Here is a 16,496-nt window from a genome sequence, read left to right on the forward strand (position 1 = left end):
CAATGATGGTAAGTCTTCACTCCGCCGCTTGGAGGCGGGAGGCGGCAGGCGCCGCCTTGAGCCGCTCGACGAGGCGAGCGTGTTCGGCCAGCGCCTTCGCGGCGTTTGCCGCCTTGACGTGACCGAAGCCGCGAATGGTCTGCGGCAATGACGCCAGGGCCGTCGCCTCGACGATGCGCCCCGGCGCGACGAGCGAGCGGATCAGTTCGAGATCGCGCTCATAGGCCGCAAGCAGCGTGCGCTCGTGACGCCGTTCGGCCGTATAGCCGAAGAGGTCGAACGGCGTTCCGCGCAGGCCCTTGAGCCTCGCCAGCAGGCCGAACGCCTTCAACATCCAAGGCCCGAAGCTCGACTTGCGCGCCAAGCCGTCGGAGCCCTTCCGGCCGAGGATCGGCGGGGCCATGTGGAACTCTAGCCGATCATAATCGGCAAATTCGCGCGCAAGCTGGCGCTTAAAATTCCCGTCCGTATAAAGCCGCGCGACTTCATATTCGTCCTTGATCGCCATCAGCTTGAAAAGGCCGCGTGCGACCGCTTCGCTGAGCGCGGTCGAACCCGGCAGGGCGGACTGCTCGGCGGCACGAACGGATTCCACCTGTCGCCGGTAGCGGCTTGCATAGGCGGCGTTCTGATAGTCGCTGAGGAACTCGGCTCGCCGGTCGACGATTTCCTCCAGCGTCTCGCTGAGCTTCGTCACGCGCGTCGCGCCGGCTTCGACGATTTCGGCGATCTCCTGCGGTTTCACCGCTGCGCGGCGACCCCAGCGGAATGCCTGAACGTTCATCGCAACCGCCTGGCCGTTGAGCTCGATGGCCTTTTCGATCGCCTCGGCGCCGAGCGGCAATGCGCCATGCTGATAGGCGAAGCCGAGCATGAACATGTTGGCCGCGAGTGCATTGCCGAACAGCGTCTGCGCGGCGCGCGTGGCATCGAAGAAATGCGCGTTCTGCTCGCCGACGGCCTTGGTTATGGCCCGCTTGACGCGCTCGACCGGCAGCGAGAAATCGGCCGAGCGGGTGAAATCGCCCGGCATGACCTCGGCGGTGTTGCCGACGAAGACCGTCTTCCCCTCGCGCACGGAGGAGAGAATCTTGGCGCTGCCCGAGACGACGAGATCGCAGCCGAGAACCATGTCCGCCTTTCCCGCCGAGACGCGGATGGCGTGGATGTCCTCGGGCGTTTTCGCGATGCGCATATGGCTGAAGACGGCGCCGCCCTTTTGCGCCAGACCCGCCATGTCGATGACCCCGCAGCCCTTGCCTTCCAGATGAGCCGCCATGCCGATGACCGCGCCGATGGTGACGACGCCGGTGCCGCCTATCCCGTCGACGATGCCGGACCAGCCGCTTTCCAGCGAGGCAAGGCGCGGCTCGGCCACGCCGTCCAGCGGATCGGCGCCGCCCGCGCGCCCCTCGGCCTTGCGGATCTTGGCGCCATGGACGGTGACGAAGGACGGGCAGAAGCCGTTGACGCAGGAAAAATCCTTGTTGCAGGACGATTGATCGATGCGCCGCTTGCGGCCGAACTCGGTTTCGAGCGGCTGCACGGAAACGCAGTTGGACTTCACGCCGCAATCGCCGCAGCCTTCGCAGACGAGTTCGTTGATGATGACGCGCTTGTCGGGATCGGGAAACGTGCCGCGCTTGCGCCGGCGGCGTTTCTCCGCGGCGCAGGTCTGGTCGTAGAGCAGCACCGAGACGCCCTTGACGTCGCGCAACTCGCGCTGGACGGCATCGAGATCGTCGCGGTGATGGATCGTGGCTCCCGCCGGGAACTGGACGCGCCCGCCATATTTGTCCGGCTCGTCGGTGACGATGGCGATGCGCTCGACGCCCTCGCCGCGCACCTGGTTGGCGATCATGTCGACGGTCAGGCCGCCTTCATGCGGCTGCCCGCCGGTCATCGCGACGGCATCGTTATAGAGGATCTTGTAGGTGATGTTGGCATCCGAGGCGAGCGCGAAGCGCAGCGCCAGCGAGCCGGAATGGTTGTAGGTGCCGTCGCCGAGATTCTGGAAGATGTGCTCGCGCTTGGAGAACGGTGCCTGGCCGACCCATTGCGCGCCCTCGCCGCCCATGGCGGTGAAGCCGACCGTGCTGCGGTCCATCCACAGCGACATGAAATGGCAGCCGATGCCGGCGGCGGCGATCGAGCCTTCCGGCACCTTGGTCGAGGAATTGTGCGGGCAGCCCGAGCAGAAATAGGGCGTACGGTTCGAGACGTTCTGCGTCTCGGCCATCATCGCCTGGAACTGGCGCATCTGGGCGACGCGGGCGGCGATTTCCTCCGAATGACCGATGGTGCGCAGGACGCGTTCGCCGATGGCGATGGCGATGTCGTTCGGATCGAGCGCGCCGCGCGCCGGGAACAGCCAGTCGCCGCGTTCGTCCTTCTTGCCGACGATTTCAGGCTGCATCGCGGTGCCGTAGAGGTTCTCGCGCATCTGCACCTCGATCAGCGAGCGCTTTTCCTCGACGACGATGATGGATTCGAGGCCGTTGGCGAACTGGCTGATGTGCTCGTAGTCGAGCGGCCACGGACAGGCGACCTTGAACAGGCGGATGCCGAGCTGGTTGGCGCGCGCCTCGTCGATGCCGATGTCGTCGAGCGCCTGGCGGACGTCGAGATAGGACTTTCCGACCGTGATGATGCCGATCCGGGCGTTCGAGCCGCCCGAATAGACGATGCGGTTCAAGGGATTGGCGCGGATGAAGGCGGCGGCGGCGGTGCGCTTGTATTCGTGGAGCCGCGCCTCCTGCCCCATCTGGTCGATCTCGTGACGGATGGAAAGCCCGCCCTGCGGCATCTCGAATTCGGGCAGCGTGATGTTCACCCGGTCGAACGAGACGTCGACCGAGGCGGTCGATTCGATGTTGTCCTTGACGCATTTCATCGCCGACCAGACGCCGGCGAAGCGTGACAATGCGTAGCCGTAGAGGCCGTAATCGACAAGTTCCTGAACGCCGGCCGGGTTGAAGATCGGGCTCATCGTGTCGACGAAGAGGAATTCCGTCGCATGAGCGTTGGTTGAGGATTCGGCCGTGTGGTCGTCGCCCATCAGCGCCAGAACGCCGCCATGTGGCGAGGTGCCGGCGAGATTTGCGTGCCGGAAGACGTCGCCGGAGCGGTCGACGCCGGGGCCCTTGCCGTACCAGAGCGCGAAGACGCCGTCATGCCTGCCTTCGCCGAGCAATTCGGTCTGCTGCGAGCCCCAGCAGGCCGTCGCGGCCAGTTCCTCGTTGAGTCCCGCCTGGAAGACGATGTCGGATTGCTGGAGTTCGCGCCTGGCCTTCCAGAGCTGCTGGTCGAGACCGCCAAGCGGCGAGCCGCGATAGCCCGAGACGAAGCCGGCGGTGGACAGGCCCGCGCGCCGGTCGCGCTCGCGCTGCATCATCAACATGCGCACAATGGCTTGTGCGCCTGAAATGAAGATGCGCTCCTTCGACAGGTCGTATTTGTCGTTCAGCGCGACATCGTGCAGCGTCATTGGCAGTTCCTCCCGCTCGTTTGACCTCGAAAGGTCACCCTGGCTGACCCAATTTCGAACCGCTGTCCGCCATTCGTCAAACCTTTTCGCAACGGCAGCGAAAAGAGCAACACCTGTAAACGATCACATCATGACACGGTAACATTATGTCGTGCCGTGCGACCGCCTTGTCTCGTTGTGTCACGAGAGGGCTTTGTTTGCTCCAGCAAAGCTGATAGAGGACGCCCCGCAGGCGCTGCGGGAACCGGTTCGGGGCTGTGCAGCAGCGTGCATTCCGAAAATCCGGGAACGAGATGGCCGGCACAAAAGACCGTTCAAGGTTGCCGGCACGAAAATCGGGGGGCCTGATGTTCCACGCCAACGCATATGGCGCCAATGGGCGGCACGAAGGTGCGACGCGCGCCTCGGGGAGAAACCTGCAATGCGGATTCTAGCAGCTTTGGTGCGCGCGATCGGCGGTCTCAACTGGCTGATCGGCAATGTGTTTTCTTGGCTTGCTCTGGCGATCGTCCTGGTCTGCTTCACGGTCGTCGTTCAGCGCTACGTCTTCTCGACAACGCAACTGTGGATGCAGGACCTCTATGTCTGGCTGAACGGCGCGATGTTCACCGCAGTCGCCGGTTTCGCGCTCCTGCGCAACGACCATGTGCGCGTCGACATCTTCTACAGGCCCGCCTCCACGCGCACCAAGGCGATCATCGACATCATCGGCGTCGTCCTGTTCCTGTTGCCGTTCTGCTTCGTCGTCTATGCCTACGGGATCACCTTCGTGCAGCGCTCCTGGCGCATCTACGAAGCCTCGGCCAATCCGGGCGGCTTGAGGGGCCTTTTCATCCTCAAATCCTTCATCATCGTCTTTGCCGCACTGATCGCGTTGCAGGGCGTCGCCATGGTGTTACGGTCCATTCTCGTGCTCGCGCGAAGCGAACACCTGCTTCCGGCCGATCTGCGCTACGAATCCGACGGGAGCTCCCACTGATGGACCCGGTACTGCTCGGCGAGATTCTCGCCGGTACGATGTTCTTCGGCATCATCGCCTTTCTCATGCTCGGCTTTCCCGTCGCCTTCACGCTGGCCGGCGTCTCGTTGATGTTCGGCGCGGTCGGCATGTGGTTCGGGGTGTTCGACCCGTCCAATTTCGGCTCGCTCGCCAACCGTTATATCGGCTTCATGACCAATGAAGTGCTGGTCGCCGTGCCGCTCTTCATCTTCATGGGCGTGATGCTGGAGCGCTCCAAGATCGCCGAGCAATTGCTGCTGACGATGGGCAAGCTGTTCGGCAACATGCGCGGCGGCCTCGGCATCTCGGTCATCCTTGTCGGCGCGATGCTGGCGGCCTCGACCGGCGTCGTCGGTGCCACCGTCGTCACCATGGGCCTGATCTCGCTGCCGGCCATGCTGCGCGCAGGCTACGACGCCCGCCTCGCCTCGGGCGTCATCTGCGCCTCCGGCACGCTCGGCCAGATCATCCCGCCCTCGACCGTGCTCATCTTCATGGGCGACATGCTGTCGGGCATCAACGCGCAGGTGCAGATGGCCAAGGGCAATTTCGCCCCCACGCCCGTCTCGGTCGGCGACCTTTTCGCCGGCGCGCTACTGCCCGGCCTCATGCTGGTCGGTCTTTATCTGGGCTGGATGATCTTCAAGGCGATCTTCGACCCGCAGTCCTGCCCGGCGACGCCGGTGCCGGCGGAAGAGAAGAAGGACCTTGCCCGCGAAGTCGCTGTCGCGCTGATCCCGCCGCTGGTCCTCATCATCGCCGTTCTCGGCTCGATTCTCGGCGGCATCGCGACGCCGACCGAAGCAGCGTCCGTCGGCGCCGTCGGCGCCATGGTGCTCGCCGCCCTGCGCTGGCGCCTGTCGCTGCGGGTGCTGCGCGAGGCGGTCATCGCAACCGCGACGATCACCTCCATGGTTTTCATCATCCTGTTCGGCGCCTCGGTCTTCTCGATCGTCTTCCGCCTGATGGGCGGCGACAATCTCGTCCACGAATTCCTGTCGAACCTGCCGGGCGGCGTCATCGGCCCGGTAATCGTCGTCATGGCGATCATGTTCCTGCTCGGCTTCATCCTGGACACGTTCGAGATCATTTTCATCGTGATCCCGATCACCGCGCCGATCCTGCTCAATCTCGGCGTCGATCCGGTGTGGCTCGGCGTGATGGTGGGCGTGAATTTGCAGACTTCATTCCTGACGCCGCCCTTCGGCTTCGCGCTCTTCTACCTGCGCGGCGTGGCGCCGCGAACGGTGAGCACCGGAATGATCTACAAGGGCGTCATTCCCTTCGTCTTCCTGCAAATCCTGGCTCTCGCGCTGCTCTTCATCTTCCCCGGCATCGCCACCTGGCTGCCGCGTTTCCTCTATAGCTGAGGCGTCCACCGCCCGGTCGAATGCAACGAAAAGGCCCGGAATCGCTTCCGGGCCTTCGTCGTTCGCAATGATCGATCGCGATCAGATCTGGAAGTACTTCTCGCGCGCCTGGATGAAGAGCGAATCGGTGCCTTCGGTCTTCTGGCGGACGATGTTGAGAGCCGAGACGAAGCTTTCGGCCGTCTTCTTGGTCAGCGCATCATCGGATTCGAGAAGGCCCTGCATGATTTCCTTGGCGGCATTGGCGCCGGCCTCGAGGATTTCGTCCGGGAACTGTCTGATCTGGACGCCGTGATCGTTGACGAGCGTTTGCAGCGCGCGCGGATCGTTGGCCGCGAAGTCGGCAGCGACATTGTCGTATTCGGCCGCACAGGCTGTTTTGACGACCGCCTGCAAATCTTCCGGCAGTTCCTGGAACTTCGCCTTGTCGACGACAAGCTCGGTCGCCAGGCCCGGCTCGATGAAGGACGGGAAATAGTAGTTCTTGGCGATCTGGTGGAAACCGAGCGCGAGGTCGTTGTACGGACCCACGAATTCGGCCGCGTCGAGCGTGCCCGACTGGAGTGCCTGGAAGATTTCGCCGGCCGCCATGTTGGTGACGGATGCGCCGAGCTTCTCCCAAACCTGGCCGCCGAGGCCGGGAGTGCGGAAACGAAGGCCCTGGACGTCGGAGACGCCGGTCAGTTCGTTGCGGAACCAGCCGCCGGCCTGCGTGCCGGTATCGCCCGACAGGAAGCCCTGGACGCCGAACTGGTCGTAGATTTCGTCCCAGATTTCCTGGCCGCCCAGATGATGGACCCATGCGGTCAGTTCGCGCGAGGTCATGCCGTAGGGAACGCCGGTGAAGAAGTTGAGGCCCGTCGACTTGTTCTGCCAGTAATAGGCGGCGCCGTGGCTCATCTCGGCCGAACCGTCGATGACGGCGTCGAGCGACTGAAGCGGCGGCACGAGTTCGCCGGCGGCATAGAGCTGGATCGTCAGGCGGCCGCCCGACATGGTGGTGATGCGGTCGGCCAGGCGCTGCGCACCGACGCCGAGACCGGGAAAGTTCTTCGGCCAGGTCGTGACCATTCGCCAGGTCTGATTGCCCTGGGCGATGGCAGGCGCGGAAAGCGTGGACGCGGCAACCGCGCCGACGCCGGCAAAGCCTGCCTTGGTGATAAAGGAACGACGATCCATAAGAAAACCTCCCATATACGGATCTGAAAATATCGGTATTCGGGATTCCGACGAGGCGTCATTGCGCGTCCTCCCCCCGAGGCCGGGGCGTATAAATACACGCGTCCTCCCTCAAGTCCAGCGCGGAGCCGACGCGCGTGCGGACTTGCCTAACGCGCTGGTAAAGCGACGCAAGACTGCCGTTTCGACAGGCAGATGCGGCCATGCGATCTTCCCGCGCCAGCTTGGTCCCGAAACGATTTCGCGCTAAACCTGAACGAATTCGTTTTCACGGACGCAACAGACCCATGGCACAACCACTCGTCGCCGTTTCGACGGACATCCGCCAGTTCGAGAACTACACCTGGCACGCTGCCCCGCATCAATATCTCGAGGCGGCGCTGTCGCAGGCCGGCGTGCTGCCGATTCTGGTGCCCGCTTTCGGCGGCCGGATCGACTATGACGCGCTTCTGGCGCGCGTCGACGGCGTGATGCTGACCGGCTCGAAGTCGAACGTCCATCCCGCGCTTTATGGCGGTGATGCTTCGGAAGCGAACGGCCCCTATGACGAGGCGCGCGACGCCACGACCATGCCGCTGATCCGCAAGGCGATCGAGCGTGGCGTACCGCTGCTGGCTATCTGCCGCGGCATCCAGGAACTCAACGTCGCTCTGGGCGGCTCTCTGGCAACCGAAATACAGGAGGGTGAAGGCATGTGGGACCATCGGGCACCGCAAAGCGACAGCCAGGACGAACGGTTTGCCATCCGCCAATCGGTAAGGATTGCAGAAGGCTCGTGCCTGGCAGCAATCTTCGGCCCGCGCGAAATCGAGGTGAATTCGGTTCACCGCCAGGCGATCGGCGACATCGCGCCGCGGCTAAAGGTCGAAGCGCTTGCCGAGGACGGCACGATCGAGGCGGTGTCGGTGACCGACGCCAAGGACTTCGCGGTCGGCGTGCAGTGGCACCCGGAATACTGGGCGGCGAAGGATCGCGCCTCCGCGCAGATCTTCGAAGCGTTCGGCGAGGCGGTCAGGGCGCATGAGGCACGCCGCGCGGACCTGGTCCACGCGGCAGAGTAGGTGCGTCAATCCACCGCGACGAGACGGATGAGCGGCGACAAGGGCTCATAGGAAATGTGCGTGTCACCTTCCGCGGCCGCGAAGCGGACGACCGCCGACCCGTCCTGACGAAGAAGGTCGATCGTTCCGTCGTCGTTCTGCTCGATCATCGCAGCCTGCGAAGCGGGGCTCGACGGACCGGTGCAGTTCGGATCGAGATTCAGGCGGGCGATCTTCTCGCGCGCCGCGCCCTGGCTGATCCGGCATTCCGTGGTGCCGGAAATCAGGATGAAATCGCTGGGCTTTCCGGCTTCCGCGCGCGCGGCGCCCGAATTCTCGTTCATCCCGTGCGACAATGTCGCAATCACGGCTGTCGTCGCAACAAGGGCGGCGATCATCGTCTTCATGTGGTCACTCCGTATCGCCTCCCCGCCCGAGGTTGGACCGTCATGCTTAATGAAGCGTTAAGTTCGACCTATGTCATGAACAAGGCCGATCTAGCCCCTTTTCCCTAGGTCAGCAGTTTCCGGCACCGGCGTCAATGCCGCGCCGGTTGAAAACCAGGCGATCAGATTGTCGACGACGAGGTCCGCCATCGCCTGACGCGTATGGATCGTCGCCGATCCGACATGCGGCAGGAGCGAGGCGTTGGAGGCCGAGAGAAGATCCTCGGGAACGTTCGGCTCATCTTCGAAGACGTCGAGACCGGCAGCCTGGATGGTGCCCGCATGGAGCGCGGCGGCGAGATCGGCTTCATCGACCGTCGTGCCGCGGCCGATATTGACGAAGACGCCCGTCGGCCCGAGCGCGGAGAGGATTTCGGCATTGACGGCCTTTTCGGTCTGCGGCGTCGAGGGTGCGACGGAGATCAGCGTGTCGACATTCGCCGCCAGTTCGACGAGGCTGCCGAAATAGCGGTAGGGCACCCCGTCGACGGGGCGGCGGTTGTGGTAGCTGACCGGCAGGCCGAATGCCTCGATGCGCCGCGCGATGGCAAGGCCGATCCGACCCATGCCGAATATGCCGACGCGCCTACCGCGCAGGGTACCGCTGGTCAACCGGTACGGGCCTTCCGCGACCCATCGTCCCTCGCGCAGCCATTGCTCTGCCTTCGGCAATTCGCGCACGGTGTTGATGAGAAGCCCGATCGCCGTGTCGGCCACTTCCTCAGTCAACACGTCGGGCGTGTTGGTGACGACGACGTTGCGCGTGGCCGCGTGTTTGGCGTCGACATGGTCGTAGCCGACGCCGAAGCTCGACACGATCTCCAGATGCGGCAGCGAATCGATGAGCGAGGCATCGATGCGGGTCATCGCGGCGATGCCCCTGATCTGGGCGGCGTGCTGCGAGGACACCGCATCGCCCGCCGGTCGGTCGGACCGCACGATCTGGAACTGCTCCTCGAGCCGCGCCACGGCGTGCGGATGAAGGCGCCCCGGAATAAGGATCGCGATCGATTTCAAGCCTGTCGTCATGCGGGTTCCTCCGATTCATGCGCAGACACTAAGCACCCCGGCGCATTTCCTCAATGAACGTGTTCACGAAAATTTTGACCCGCTCCCGCGGAAAGCAGGAACTTTCATTTTGACCCCTCGTTTACTTGTCATCGAACAGCAGTTTCGACTGTCAAAAGATAACAGAGAGGAAAATCCCAATGAAGATTAAGATGATTCTCGCCAGCGCCGCCATCGTTGCAATGTCGGGCGCGGCCTTCGCGCAGGACGCTGGCACCACGATGGACAATGCCGCCGGCACCGCCAGCACCGAGCCCCAGCATACCATGACCTATGCATCTGAGGCCGAAGAGACCATGTGGACGACCAACAGTGAATATATGGGTGGTTTCTTCACTGACGACACGATGGCCGAGCTGCGTTCGGAAGAGGAAATCACGACCGCCTATGGCGGCCTGACGGCCGACCAGCAGGCGCAGCTCAAGGCTGACTGTGAAGCGGCCGAACTCAACCGCGGCGATTACGGCGAAGTTTCGCTGACGCTCTGCTCGCAGCTCGGCGCCCTCTAAGCAGCCGACATGCAGCGAACGATGATGGCGGGCTTCGTGCCCGCCATTTTCATGTCCGGCGGCTCATTTGGGGGCCGAGGTCGACTGCCTGATGTGAAGCTCGGGCGTGATCAGATCCTGGTCGCCATGGACTTCGATGCCCGCGAGCCTGTCCACGAGCGCCTTGGCGGCCTGTCGTCCGACTTCGCGCTGCCCGTTCCACACGGTCGTCAGCGCCGGTGTGGCGATCGCCGCTTCCTCCAGATCGTCATAGCCGGTGACGGAGATGTCGATGCCCGGCTTCAGCCCCGCCCGCGCGAGGCCGTTCATCAGGCCGATCGCCACCAGATCGTTCCAGCAGACGGCCGCCGTCGGCTTGTCGGGCAGGTTGAGGAATTGCCCTGCGGCATCGAACCCGCCCTGCTTGGTGCGAGGGCCGGCGATGCGCCACTCGGGACGCGGATCGAGCCCCGCCCGCTTCATCGCCACCACATAGCCGCGATAACGCTCGCGCCCCGTCGAGGTCTGGTCGGTGCCGCCGATCATGGCGATGCGGCGGTGGCCGAGGCCGATCAGGTGATCGGTGGCAAGCCCGACCCCATAGGCATCGTCGCCGCGGAAGACGGGCACGTCCGCCCCCTCGACCGAACGCGCGATAAGCACGGCAGGCAGGCCATTGTCCTCGGCAAGCGCGATGTCGGCCGCCGGCGTCCCGATCGCCGGCGACATGATCACGCCATCGGCGCCGAGTTGCAGCAGCGTATCGATGAAGTTGCGCTGCTTTTCGAGGTCGTCATAGTGGTTGGACAGGATGAAGGTCTGTCGCGACCGGTCGAGCTCATGCTCGATCGATTTCAGGATTTCGGCGAAGAACGGGTTCATGATGTCGTGGACGACGACGCCAACGATCCCCGAACGGGAGGTTCTGAGCGATGCCGCGCGGCGGTTGTAGATGTAGCCGATCTCGCGGGCATGGTGCTTGATGCGCTCGCGCGTCGCATCTGCGACCAGCGGACTGTCGCGTAATGCGAGCGATACCGTCGCGGTCGAAACCCCGAGCGCGTCGGCGATGGTCGATAGCTTGATCTTCTGGCCCAGAATTCCCCTCCCGGAAACGGCACAGGATTAAACCGTTTAAACCTATGCCATCGCGAACCGGGGATTCAAAGCTTTTTTGCCAGATCGCGCGCTTCGGAGTTCGGCAGCGATCGGCTTTGCAACCTGAGGCGGCTTTCACGGTGGACGATGTAGAGCCCGCTCGACACGATGATGGCAGAGCCGATCAGTGTCCACCGGTCAGGCAGGTCGGCGAAGACCAGATATCCGAGCGCGATCATCCACACCATCTGAAGGTAGGGATAGGGCGCCAGCGCCGAGGTCGTCGCCTGCTTGTAGGCGTGGATCAGGAGCCAGTGACCGAACGCGCCGTAAAAGCCGAGCGACAGGAGCACGAACCATTGCACGCCCGTTTCAGGAAGGGAGCCCGAGAACGGAACAGTCGGCGCCATCAGGATCACCGGCGCTAGCGCGGAATAGAAGATCAGACTTTCGGCGGTCTCCTTCGCCCCCATCTGCCGCGTCATGATCACGTAGATGCAGTAGGACATCATCGCGCCGAGCGCATAGACATGGCCGAGCCCGAACGTGCCGTAGCCCGGCCGCGTGATGACCAGAACGCCGATGAAGCCGATCAGAACCGCCAGCCAGCGCCGCCAGCCCGCCCATTCGCCGAGCAGCGGACCGGCGATCGCGGTGATCACCATCGGCGCGAAGAAGAAGATCGACACCGTCTCGGCAAGCTGCAACGTGCGCAGCGCCAGGAAGTTGAAGAAGGTCGAGCCGAACAGGAAGATGCCGCGGACGAATTGCCGCGGCAGGCTGACCACCTTGAACATGGCCCGGTTGGACCATGCCCGGAACAGGATGAGCACCAGAACGACATGGACGGCAAAGCGCGTCCAGGCGACGAAGGGTGCCTCCATGCCGGAAACGACGAGATATTTCGCGCTGGTGTCGAGACAGGTGAAGACGAGACCCGCCGCCAGGACGAGCAGAATCGCCCTGAGCGGTGTGGCGGTATCGGAAGTTGCAGAAGAATGAGGCACGCGATCGGGCATCCGGCTGGTTGCTTCGCATGGTTTGGAAGCTTCACGCGGCAAGCGCAAGCGAAAAGCTGAACATGATCACGATTGGCGGTCAGGCGGCCGTTTCGACGATCTCGTCCTCGGCCTCTTCATCCTCCTCGACGATCTCGGACAGGTTCGCCTCGATGCGCGAAAGCAGCTTGGCGAGCAGTTTCTGGTCCTTCTTGTCGAGCCCCTTGAGTGCCTGTTTCTCGGTTTTCCTCAAGGTCTTCTCGATCGACCGGATCGCCTCGCGGCCCGGCTCGGCGAGATGGACATGCGCCTGGCGGGCATCGGTTTCGGAAGCCTGCTTGGTCAGGAAACCCTGCACCTGAAGCCGGTTGATCGTCTTGGTGATGGTCGGCGGGCGCACGCCGAGGCGCTGCGCGAGTTGGCCCGGCGTCTGGCCGTCCTCATCCGCCAGAGCCATGATGATCTGCTCCTGTCCGGCATAAAGGCCGTGCGCCAGAAGCCGCGCAGCGAGCGCGGTACGCGTCAGACGCGCGGCCGATTGAAGCCGCATCACCGTAGCCCGCTTGTCGCCCTTCGCCATGAAACTCTCCCCTCGGCCGATCGCTTGCGTCGCGGCGCGCGCCTGATAGCCTGCCGTCGTTGCGCAAGCCCTCTTACGAAAGCCACATATCAGAAAGATGACAGCCAGCGAAACAACTGCCCCGGCCGCGATCGCCGTTCTGCCGCTGGGTGCGACCGAGCAGCACGGGCCGCATCTGCCTTTCGAGACCGATACCCTGATCGCAGAGGCGGTCGCGAGCCGGCTCAAGGCACGTTTGGCCGGCGAATTGAACGTCCGGTTCCTGCCGACCGAGCCGGTCGGATATTCGATCGAACATATGGACGCTGACGGCACGAAGAGCCTGACCTTTCAGGAAGCAATCGACCGCTGGATCGGCATCGGCGCCAAGCTGTCGCAACTCGGCACGAGAAAACTCGTGATGCTCAACGCTCATGGCGGCAATTCGCCCTTGATGACGATCGTCGCCACCGAACTGCGCGTGCGGCACGCCATGCTCGCCGTCGCGACGAGTTGGACGCGTTTCGGCTATCCCGCCGACATCGTGACACCGCAGGAAAAAGCGATTGGCATTCACGGCGGGTTGGTCGAGACCAGCGTCATGCTGGCGATCCGCCCGGACCTCGTCGATCTGTCGAAGACCCGCGACTTCGCCTCGGCGCACTCGCGGTTTGAACGGGACTTCACCCATCTGCGCGCCTATGGACCACATGCGTTCGGCTGGAAGATGTCGGACCTGTCCCCCGACGGCGTCACCGGAAACGCCGCCGCCGCGACAGCCGAAAAGGGCGAGCGCATCCTGGACCACGCGGTTTCGGGACTGGCCGACCTTGTCCGCGACGTGGCGAAATTCGACCTCGCAACCCTCGCCTGAAGGAAGTCAGCCGATGGCTATGACCAACGCAGATTGCAGGCGTTGGCCGGCCCGCGCCATCTCGGCAAGCGCGGTCCGGCCGGCGCGCTGCGCGATCCCGTCGCGGTCGTTGAACACGGCGCCGGACAGCGGCCGGTCGCGATAGGGTGAAACGCTCGAATAGATCTCCCGGCTGAGCGCGTCGGGAAAGAACATCTGCCCCGTCACCTGCGCCCTGTCCTCGACGATCGCGGAAAAATGGATATGCGGCGTCCGCCCGGGATACCAGCCGGGATAGATGGTCGAGAAGGAAACGATACCGTCCGCGTCGGCGAACTGCGTGCCGCGCATGAAGGTCTGCCCGCGCGTGTCCAGTCCGCCCGGCTGTCCGCGGTAGCCTGAGTAGACGCCCTGCGCATCGCAATGCCAGATGTCGAGCCGGGCACCGCCGAGCGGACGGCAATCCGCGCCGACGATCTGGAACCGGGCCGTCAGCGGCACGCCGGGACGGCCCTCGGCAATGTCGGATCGTCTCAGTTGCGGATCGAAATAGAACGGCCCTGCGGTGGTCTGCGGCATCAGCCTGCAAACGCCGGCTCCGGAAATCAAGGGCTGCGCAGCGGCCGGCCGCATCGACGCGGCGACGAAGACCCCGCTGGCCGTCACGGCGATCATGCCGAGCGCTTCGCGTCGGGTCGCGCGTCCTTGTTCGGATCGGTGGGTCATGGCTCCGGTGCCTCCGTTCGATCCGAATGCTACATCGACTGCCGGCGATGGACGAATGAACAGTTCGTCAGGCCGTTCACCCCCGTGCAAAACGGGACAACCGGCCTTATATGGGGCCAACCTCTTTCATCCTCCCCAAAGGAGACGCGATCCATGTCCGACGCGCAGCCCCAGATTCCCGTTACCGTCCTCACCGGATATCTCGGTTCCGGCAAGACGACCCTTCTCAATCGCATCCTCTCCGAGGACCACGGCAAGCGCTACGCCGTCATCGTCAACGAGTTCGGCGAAATCGGCATCGACAACGACCTGATCGTGGAATCCGACGAGGAAATCTACGAGATGAACAATGGCTGCATCTGCTGCACGGTGCGCGGCGACCTGATCCGCACCGTCGAGACGCTGATGCGCCGCCCCGGCCGCTTCGATGCGATCCTGGTCGAGACGACGGGCCTTGCCGACCCCGCCCCCGTCGCCCAGACCTTCTTCATGGACGACGACGTGCGCGCCAAGACGCGGCTCGATGCGGTCGTCGCGCTGGTCGATGCCAAGCACCTGCCGCTTCGCCTCAAGGACTCGCGCGAGGCCGCCGACCAGATCGCATTCGCCGACGTCGTCGTCCTGAACAAGACCGACCTCGTGACCGACGATGAGTTGCGCCAGGTCGAGGCATCCATCCGCCGCATCAACCCCTCGGCCCGCATCCATCGCACCGAGCGTTCGGCGGTCGACCTTGCCGAGGTTCTCGACCGCGGCGCCTTCGACCTGAAGCGCGCGATGGAAAACGACCCGCATTTCCTCGACGACGACCATGATCACGAGCACAGCCACGATCATGACGACCACGATCATCATCATGATCACGCGCATTCCTCCCATATCGAAGCTTCGGGCGTGAAGTCGATCGCGCTGCGTGGCGGCGACATGGACCCGAAGAAATTCTTCCCGTGGATCGAGAAGACCACCCAGATCGACGGCGCCAATATCCTGCGTCTGAAGGGCATCATCGCCATCAAGGACGATCCGGAGCGGTATGTCGTCCAGGGCGTTCACATGATCCTGGAAGGCGACCACCAGCGCGCGTGGAAGGACGGCGAGAAGCGCGAGAGCCGGCTGGTGTTCATCGGGCGCGAGCTGGACGAGGAACGCCTGCGGCGCACGTTCGAAGCGTGTCAGGCATAGGAAGCCCACCGACCCATGCCCACAGTCGCCCCGCTCGACATTTCCGCCCATTGCATCACGGCGGCTTTCGTTTCCGACATTCCGCATTTTGCGCTGGCCGACGGCACCGTCCATCGCCTCGACCACGGCCACAAGCATGTCGACGCCCATGAAGGCGGGCTGCTCTGCGCCGTCGCCAACGAGGCGCGCGACCGCCTCCTGACAGGCGGCGAAGACGGCAAGGTGCTCTCGCTTGGTGCGGACGGGACATCCGAAACGCTTGCCGAGATCGGCCGCAAGTGGGTTTCGGCCATCGCCGCCGGCCCGCGCGGCGCGGTCGCCTTTGCGACCGGCAGGGCAGCGCATGTGCTGCTGCCCGATGGTGCGGAGAATACGTTCGACCATCCGCGGACCGTCGAAGGTCTCGCCTTCGCGCCGAAGGGGATGCGCATCGCCGCCGCGCGCTACAATGGCGCCACGCTGCATTTCCCCGCGACCGCCGGCAAGCCTTCCGAGCTCGAATGGGCGGGTGCGCATATCGGCGTCACCTTCTCGCCGGACGGCAATTTCCTCGTTACCGCCATGCAGGAAAACGCGCTTCACGGCTGGAAGCTCGCCGACGGCAAGCACATGCGCATGTCGGGCTATCCGGCCAAGGTAAAGAGCCTGTCCTGGGGACCGAAGGGCAAATGGCTGGCAAGTTCGGGCGCGCCGGCGGCGATCGTCTGGCCGTTCCAGACAAGGGACGGGCCGATGGGCAAGGCACCGCTGGAACTGGGCACGCGCGGCGACACGATGGCCACCGCCGTCGCCTTCCACCCGACCGAGGAAATCCTCGCCATCGGCTATCGCGACGGCATGGTGATGGCCGCGCGCGTGGCCGATGCCAAGGAAGTGCTGTTGCGAAGGCCCGGCAGCGGCGCGATCACCTCGATGGACTGGGACCGGGAAGGCCGCCGCATCGCCTTCGGCTCGCAGGCCGGTGATTGCGGCGTCATCGACGTCGCCGGCTGACCGATTGCG

General features: G+C 64.1%; 15 protein-coding genes. 7 read left to right on the top strand and 8 right to left on the bottom strand.

What is annotated here, in order from left to right; genetic code table 11:
* Nucleotides 1–16: 16 nt before the first annotated feature.
* Nucleotides 17–3,487, bottom strand: a complete 3,471-nt coding sequence (locus tag PZ895_RS18855) for an indolepyruvate ferredoxin oxidoreductase family protein (protein WP_275840522.1) — start codon at nucleotides 3,485–3,487, stop codon at nucleotides 17–19.
* Between the two features lie 421 nt (nucleotides 3,488–3,908).
* Between PZ895_RS18855 and PZ895_RS18860 the strand changes: the two genes are divergently transcribed.
* Complete coding sequence (locus PZ895_RS18860; RefSeq protein WP_275840523.1) at nucleotides 3,909–4,466, top strand: TRAP transporter small permease subunit; 558 nt, start codon at nucleotides 3,909–3,911, stop codon at nucleotides 4,464–4,466.
* Entirely contained in the window at nucleotides 4,466–5,857 is a 1,392-nt protein-coding gene (locus PZ895_RS18865; protein ID WP_275840524.1) for a TRAP transporter large permease subunit, read from the top strand. The genes PZ895_RS18860 and PZ895_RS18865 overlap by 1 nt, the downstream gene beginning before the upstream one ends.
* An 81-nt stretch (nucleotides 5,858–5,938) precedes the next feature.
* On the opposite strand, the gene PZ895_RS18870 is transcribed toward PZ895_RS18865, so the two are convergent.
* Nucleotides 5,939–7,036: a TRAP transporter substrate-binding protein gene (locus tag PZ895_RS18870; RefSeq protein WP_275840525.1), complete on the bottom strand. Its 1,098-nt coding sequence runs from the start codon at nucleotides 7,034–7,036 to the stop codon at nucleotides 5,939–5,941.
* Nucleotides 7,037–7,323: 287 nt separating this feature from the next.
* On the opposite strand from PZ895_RS18870, the gene PZ895_RS18875 reads away from it, so the two are divergent.
* The gene (locus PZ895_RS18875) at nucleotides 7,324–8,097 is read left to right on the top strand and encodes a gamma-glutamyl-gamma-aminobutyrate hydrolase family protein (protein ID WP_275840526.1); all 774 of its coding nucleotides are present in this window, start codon (nucleotides 7,324–7,326) and stop codon (nucleotides 8,095–8,097) included.
* Between the two features lie 5 nt (nucleotides 8,098–8,102).
* On the opposite strand, the gene PZ895_RS18880 is transcribed toward PZ895_RS18875, so the two are convergent.
* Together PZ895_RS18880 and PZ895_RS18885 are read right to left on the bottom strand one after the other, a co-directional pair.
* The gene (locus tag PZ895_RS18880; RefSeq protein ID WP_275840527.1) at nucleotides 8,103–8,483 is read right to left on the bottom strand and encodes a hypothetical protein; all 381 of its coding nucleotides are present in this window, start codon (nucleotides 8,481–8,483) and stop codon (nucleotides 8,103–8,105) included.
* A gap of 90 nt (nucleotides 8,484–8,573) precedes the next feature.
* Nucleotides 8,574–9,551: a 2-hydroxyacid dehydrogenase gene (locus PZ895_RS18885; protein WP_275840528.1), complete on the bottom strand. Its 978-nt coding sequence runs from the start codon at nucleotides 9,549–9,551 to the stop codon at nucleotides 8,574–8,576.
* A gap of 179 nt (nucleotides 9,552–9,730) precedes the next feature.
* Here PZ895_RS18885 and PZ895_RS18890 point away from each other — a divergent pair, with 179 nt between their 5' ends.
* Nucleotides 9,731–10,099: a hypothetical protein gene (locus PZ895_RS18890; RefSeq protein WP_275840529.1), complete on the top strand. Its 369-nt coding sequence runs from the start codon at nucleotides 9,731–9,733 to the stop codon at nucleotides 10,097–10,099.
* 63 nt (nucleotides 10,100–10,162) lie between these two features.
* Here PZ895_RS18890 and PZ895_RS18895 read toward each other — a convergent pair whose 3' ends face one another.
* The 3 genes from PZ895_RS18895 to PZ895_RS18905 form a co-directional block, all read right to left on the bottom strand.
* Nucleotides 10,163–11,176: a LacI family DNA-binding transcriptional regulator gene (locus PZ895_RS18895; protein ID WP_275840604.1), complete on the bottom strand. Its 1,014-nt coding sequence runs from the start codon at nucleotides 11,174–11,176 to the stop codon at nucleotides 10,163–10,165.
* A 65-nt stretch (nucleotides 11,177–11,241) separates the two neighbouring features.
* On the bottom strand, nucleotides 11,242–12,183 hold the full coding sequence (locus PZ895_RS18900) for a DMT family transporter (protein ID WP_275840530.1): 942 nt from the start codon (nucleotides 12,181–12,183) through the stop codon (nucleotides 11,242–11,244).
* Nucleotides 12,184–12,274: 91 nt separating this feature from the next.
* Nucleotides 12,275–12,754: a MarR family transcriptional regulator gene (locus tag PZ895_RS18905; RefSeq protein WP_275840531.1), complete on the bottom strand. Its 480-nt coding sequence runs from the start codon at nucleotides 12,752–12,754 to the stop codon at nucleotides 12,275–12,277.
* A gap of 97 nt (nucleotides 12,755–12,851) precedes the next feature.
* Between PZ895_RS18905 and PZ895_RS18910 the strand changes: the two genes are divergently transcribed.
* On the top strand, nucleotides 12,852–13,607 hold the full coding sequence (locus tag PZ895_RS18910) for a creatininase family protein (protein ID WP_275840532.1): 756 nt from the start codon (nucleotides 12,852–12,854) through the stop codon (nucleotides 13,605–13,607).
* Between the two features lie 6 nt (nucleotides 13,608–13,613).
* Here the strand turns inward: PZ895_RS18910 and PZ895_RS18915 are convergent, their stop codons facing one another.
* Entirely contained in the window at nucleotides 13,614–14,312 is a 699-nt protein-coding gene (locus PZ895_RS18915; RefSeq protein ID WP_275840533.1) for an intradiol ring-cleavage dioxygenase, read from the bottom strand.
* A gap of 153 nt (nucleotides 14,313–14,465) precedes the next feature.
* Here PZ895_RS18915 and PZ895_RS18920 point away from each other — a divergent pair, with 153 nt between their 5' ends.
* Nucleotides 14,466–15,494 carry a GTP-binding protein gene (locus PZ895_RS18920; RefSeq protein ID WP_275840534.1) on the top strand — a complete coding sequence of 343 codons (1,029 nt, stop codon included), beginning with the start codon at nucleotides 14,466–14,468 and terminating at the stop codon, nucleotides 15,492–15,494.
* A 15-nt stretch (nucleotides 15,495–15,509) separates the two neighbouring features.
* Complete coding sequence (locus PZ895_RS18925) at nucleotides 15,510–16,487, top strand: WD40 repeat domain-containing protein (RefSeq protein WP_275840535.1); 978 nt, start codon at nucleotides 15,510–15,512, stop codon at nucleotides 16,485–16,487.
* Nucleotides 16,488–16,496 lie beyond the last annotated feature (9 nt).

The sequence above is a fragment of the Mesorhizobium sp. YIM 152430 genome (assembly GCF_029210365.1).
In the GTDB taxonomy this organism is placed as follows: Bacteria; Pseudomonadota; Alphaproteobacteria; order Rhizobiales; family Rhizobiaceae; genus Aliihoeflea.

Excerpts from the sequence above, each read along its gene's own strand:
- PZ895_RS18855 (WP_275840522.1), bottom strand. The coding sequence starts at position 3,487 with ATGACGCTGCACGATGTCGCGCTGAACGACAAATACGACCTGTCGAAG.
- PZ895_RS18865 (WP_275840524.1), top strand. The coding sequence starts at position 4,466 with ATGGACCCGGTACTGCTCGGCGAGATTCTCGCCGGTACGATGTTCTTC.
- PZ895_RS18920 (WP_275840534.1), top strand. The coding sequence starts at position 14,466 with ATGTCCGACGCGCAGCCCCAGATTCCCGTTACCGTCCTCACCGGATAT.
- PZ895_RS18910 (WP_275840532.1), top strand. The coding sequence starts at position 12,852 with ATGACAGCCAGCGAAACAACTGCCCCGGCCGCGATCGCCGTTCTGCCG.
- PZ895_RS18925 (WP_275840535.1), top strand. The coding sequence starts at position 15,510 with ATGCCCACAGTCGCCCCGCTCGACATTTCCGCCCATTGCATCACGGCG.
- PZ895_RS18875 (WP_275840526.1), top strand. The coding sequence starts at position 7,324 with ATGGCACAACCACTCGTCGCCGTTTCGACGGACATCCGCCAGTTCGAG.
- PZ895_RS18885 (WP_275840528.1), bottom strand. The coding sequence starts at position 9,551 with ATGACGACAGGCTTGAAATCGATCGCGATCCTTATTCCGGGGCGCCTT.
- PZ895_RS18890 (WP_275840529.1), top strand. The coding sequence starts at position 9,731 with ATGAAGATTAAGATGATTCTCGCCAGCGCCGCCATCGTTGCAATGTCG.
- PZ895_RS18870 (WP_275840525.1), bottom strand. The coding sequence starts at position 7,036 with ATGGATCGTCGTTCCTTTATCACCAAGGCAGGCTTTGCCGGCGTCGGC.
- PZ895_RS18905 (WP_275840531.1), bottom strand. The coding sequence starts at position 12,754 with ATGGCGAAGGGCGACAAGCGGGCTACGGTGATGCGGCTTCAATCGGCC.
- PZ895_RS18860 (WP_275840523.1), top strand. The coding sequence starts at position 3,909 with ATGCGGATTCTAGCAGCTTTGGTGCGCGCGATCGGCGGTCTCAACTGG.
- PZ895_RS18915 (WP_275840533.1), bottom strand. The coding sequence starts at position 14,312 with ATGACCCACCGATCCGAACAAGGACGCGCGACCCGACGCGAAGCGCTC.
- PZ895_RS18880 (WP_275840527.1), bottom strand. The coding sequence starts at position 8,483 with ATGAAGACGATGATCGCCGCCCTTGTTGCGACGACAGCCGTGATTGCG.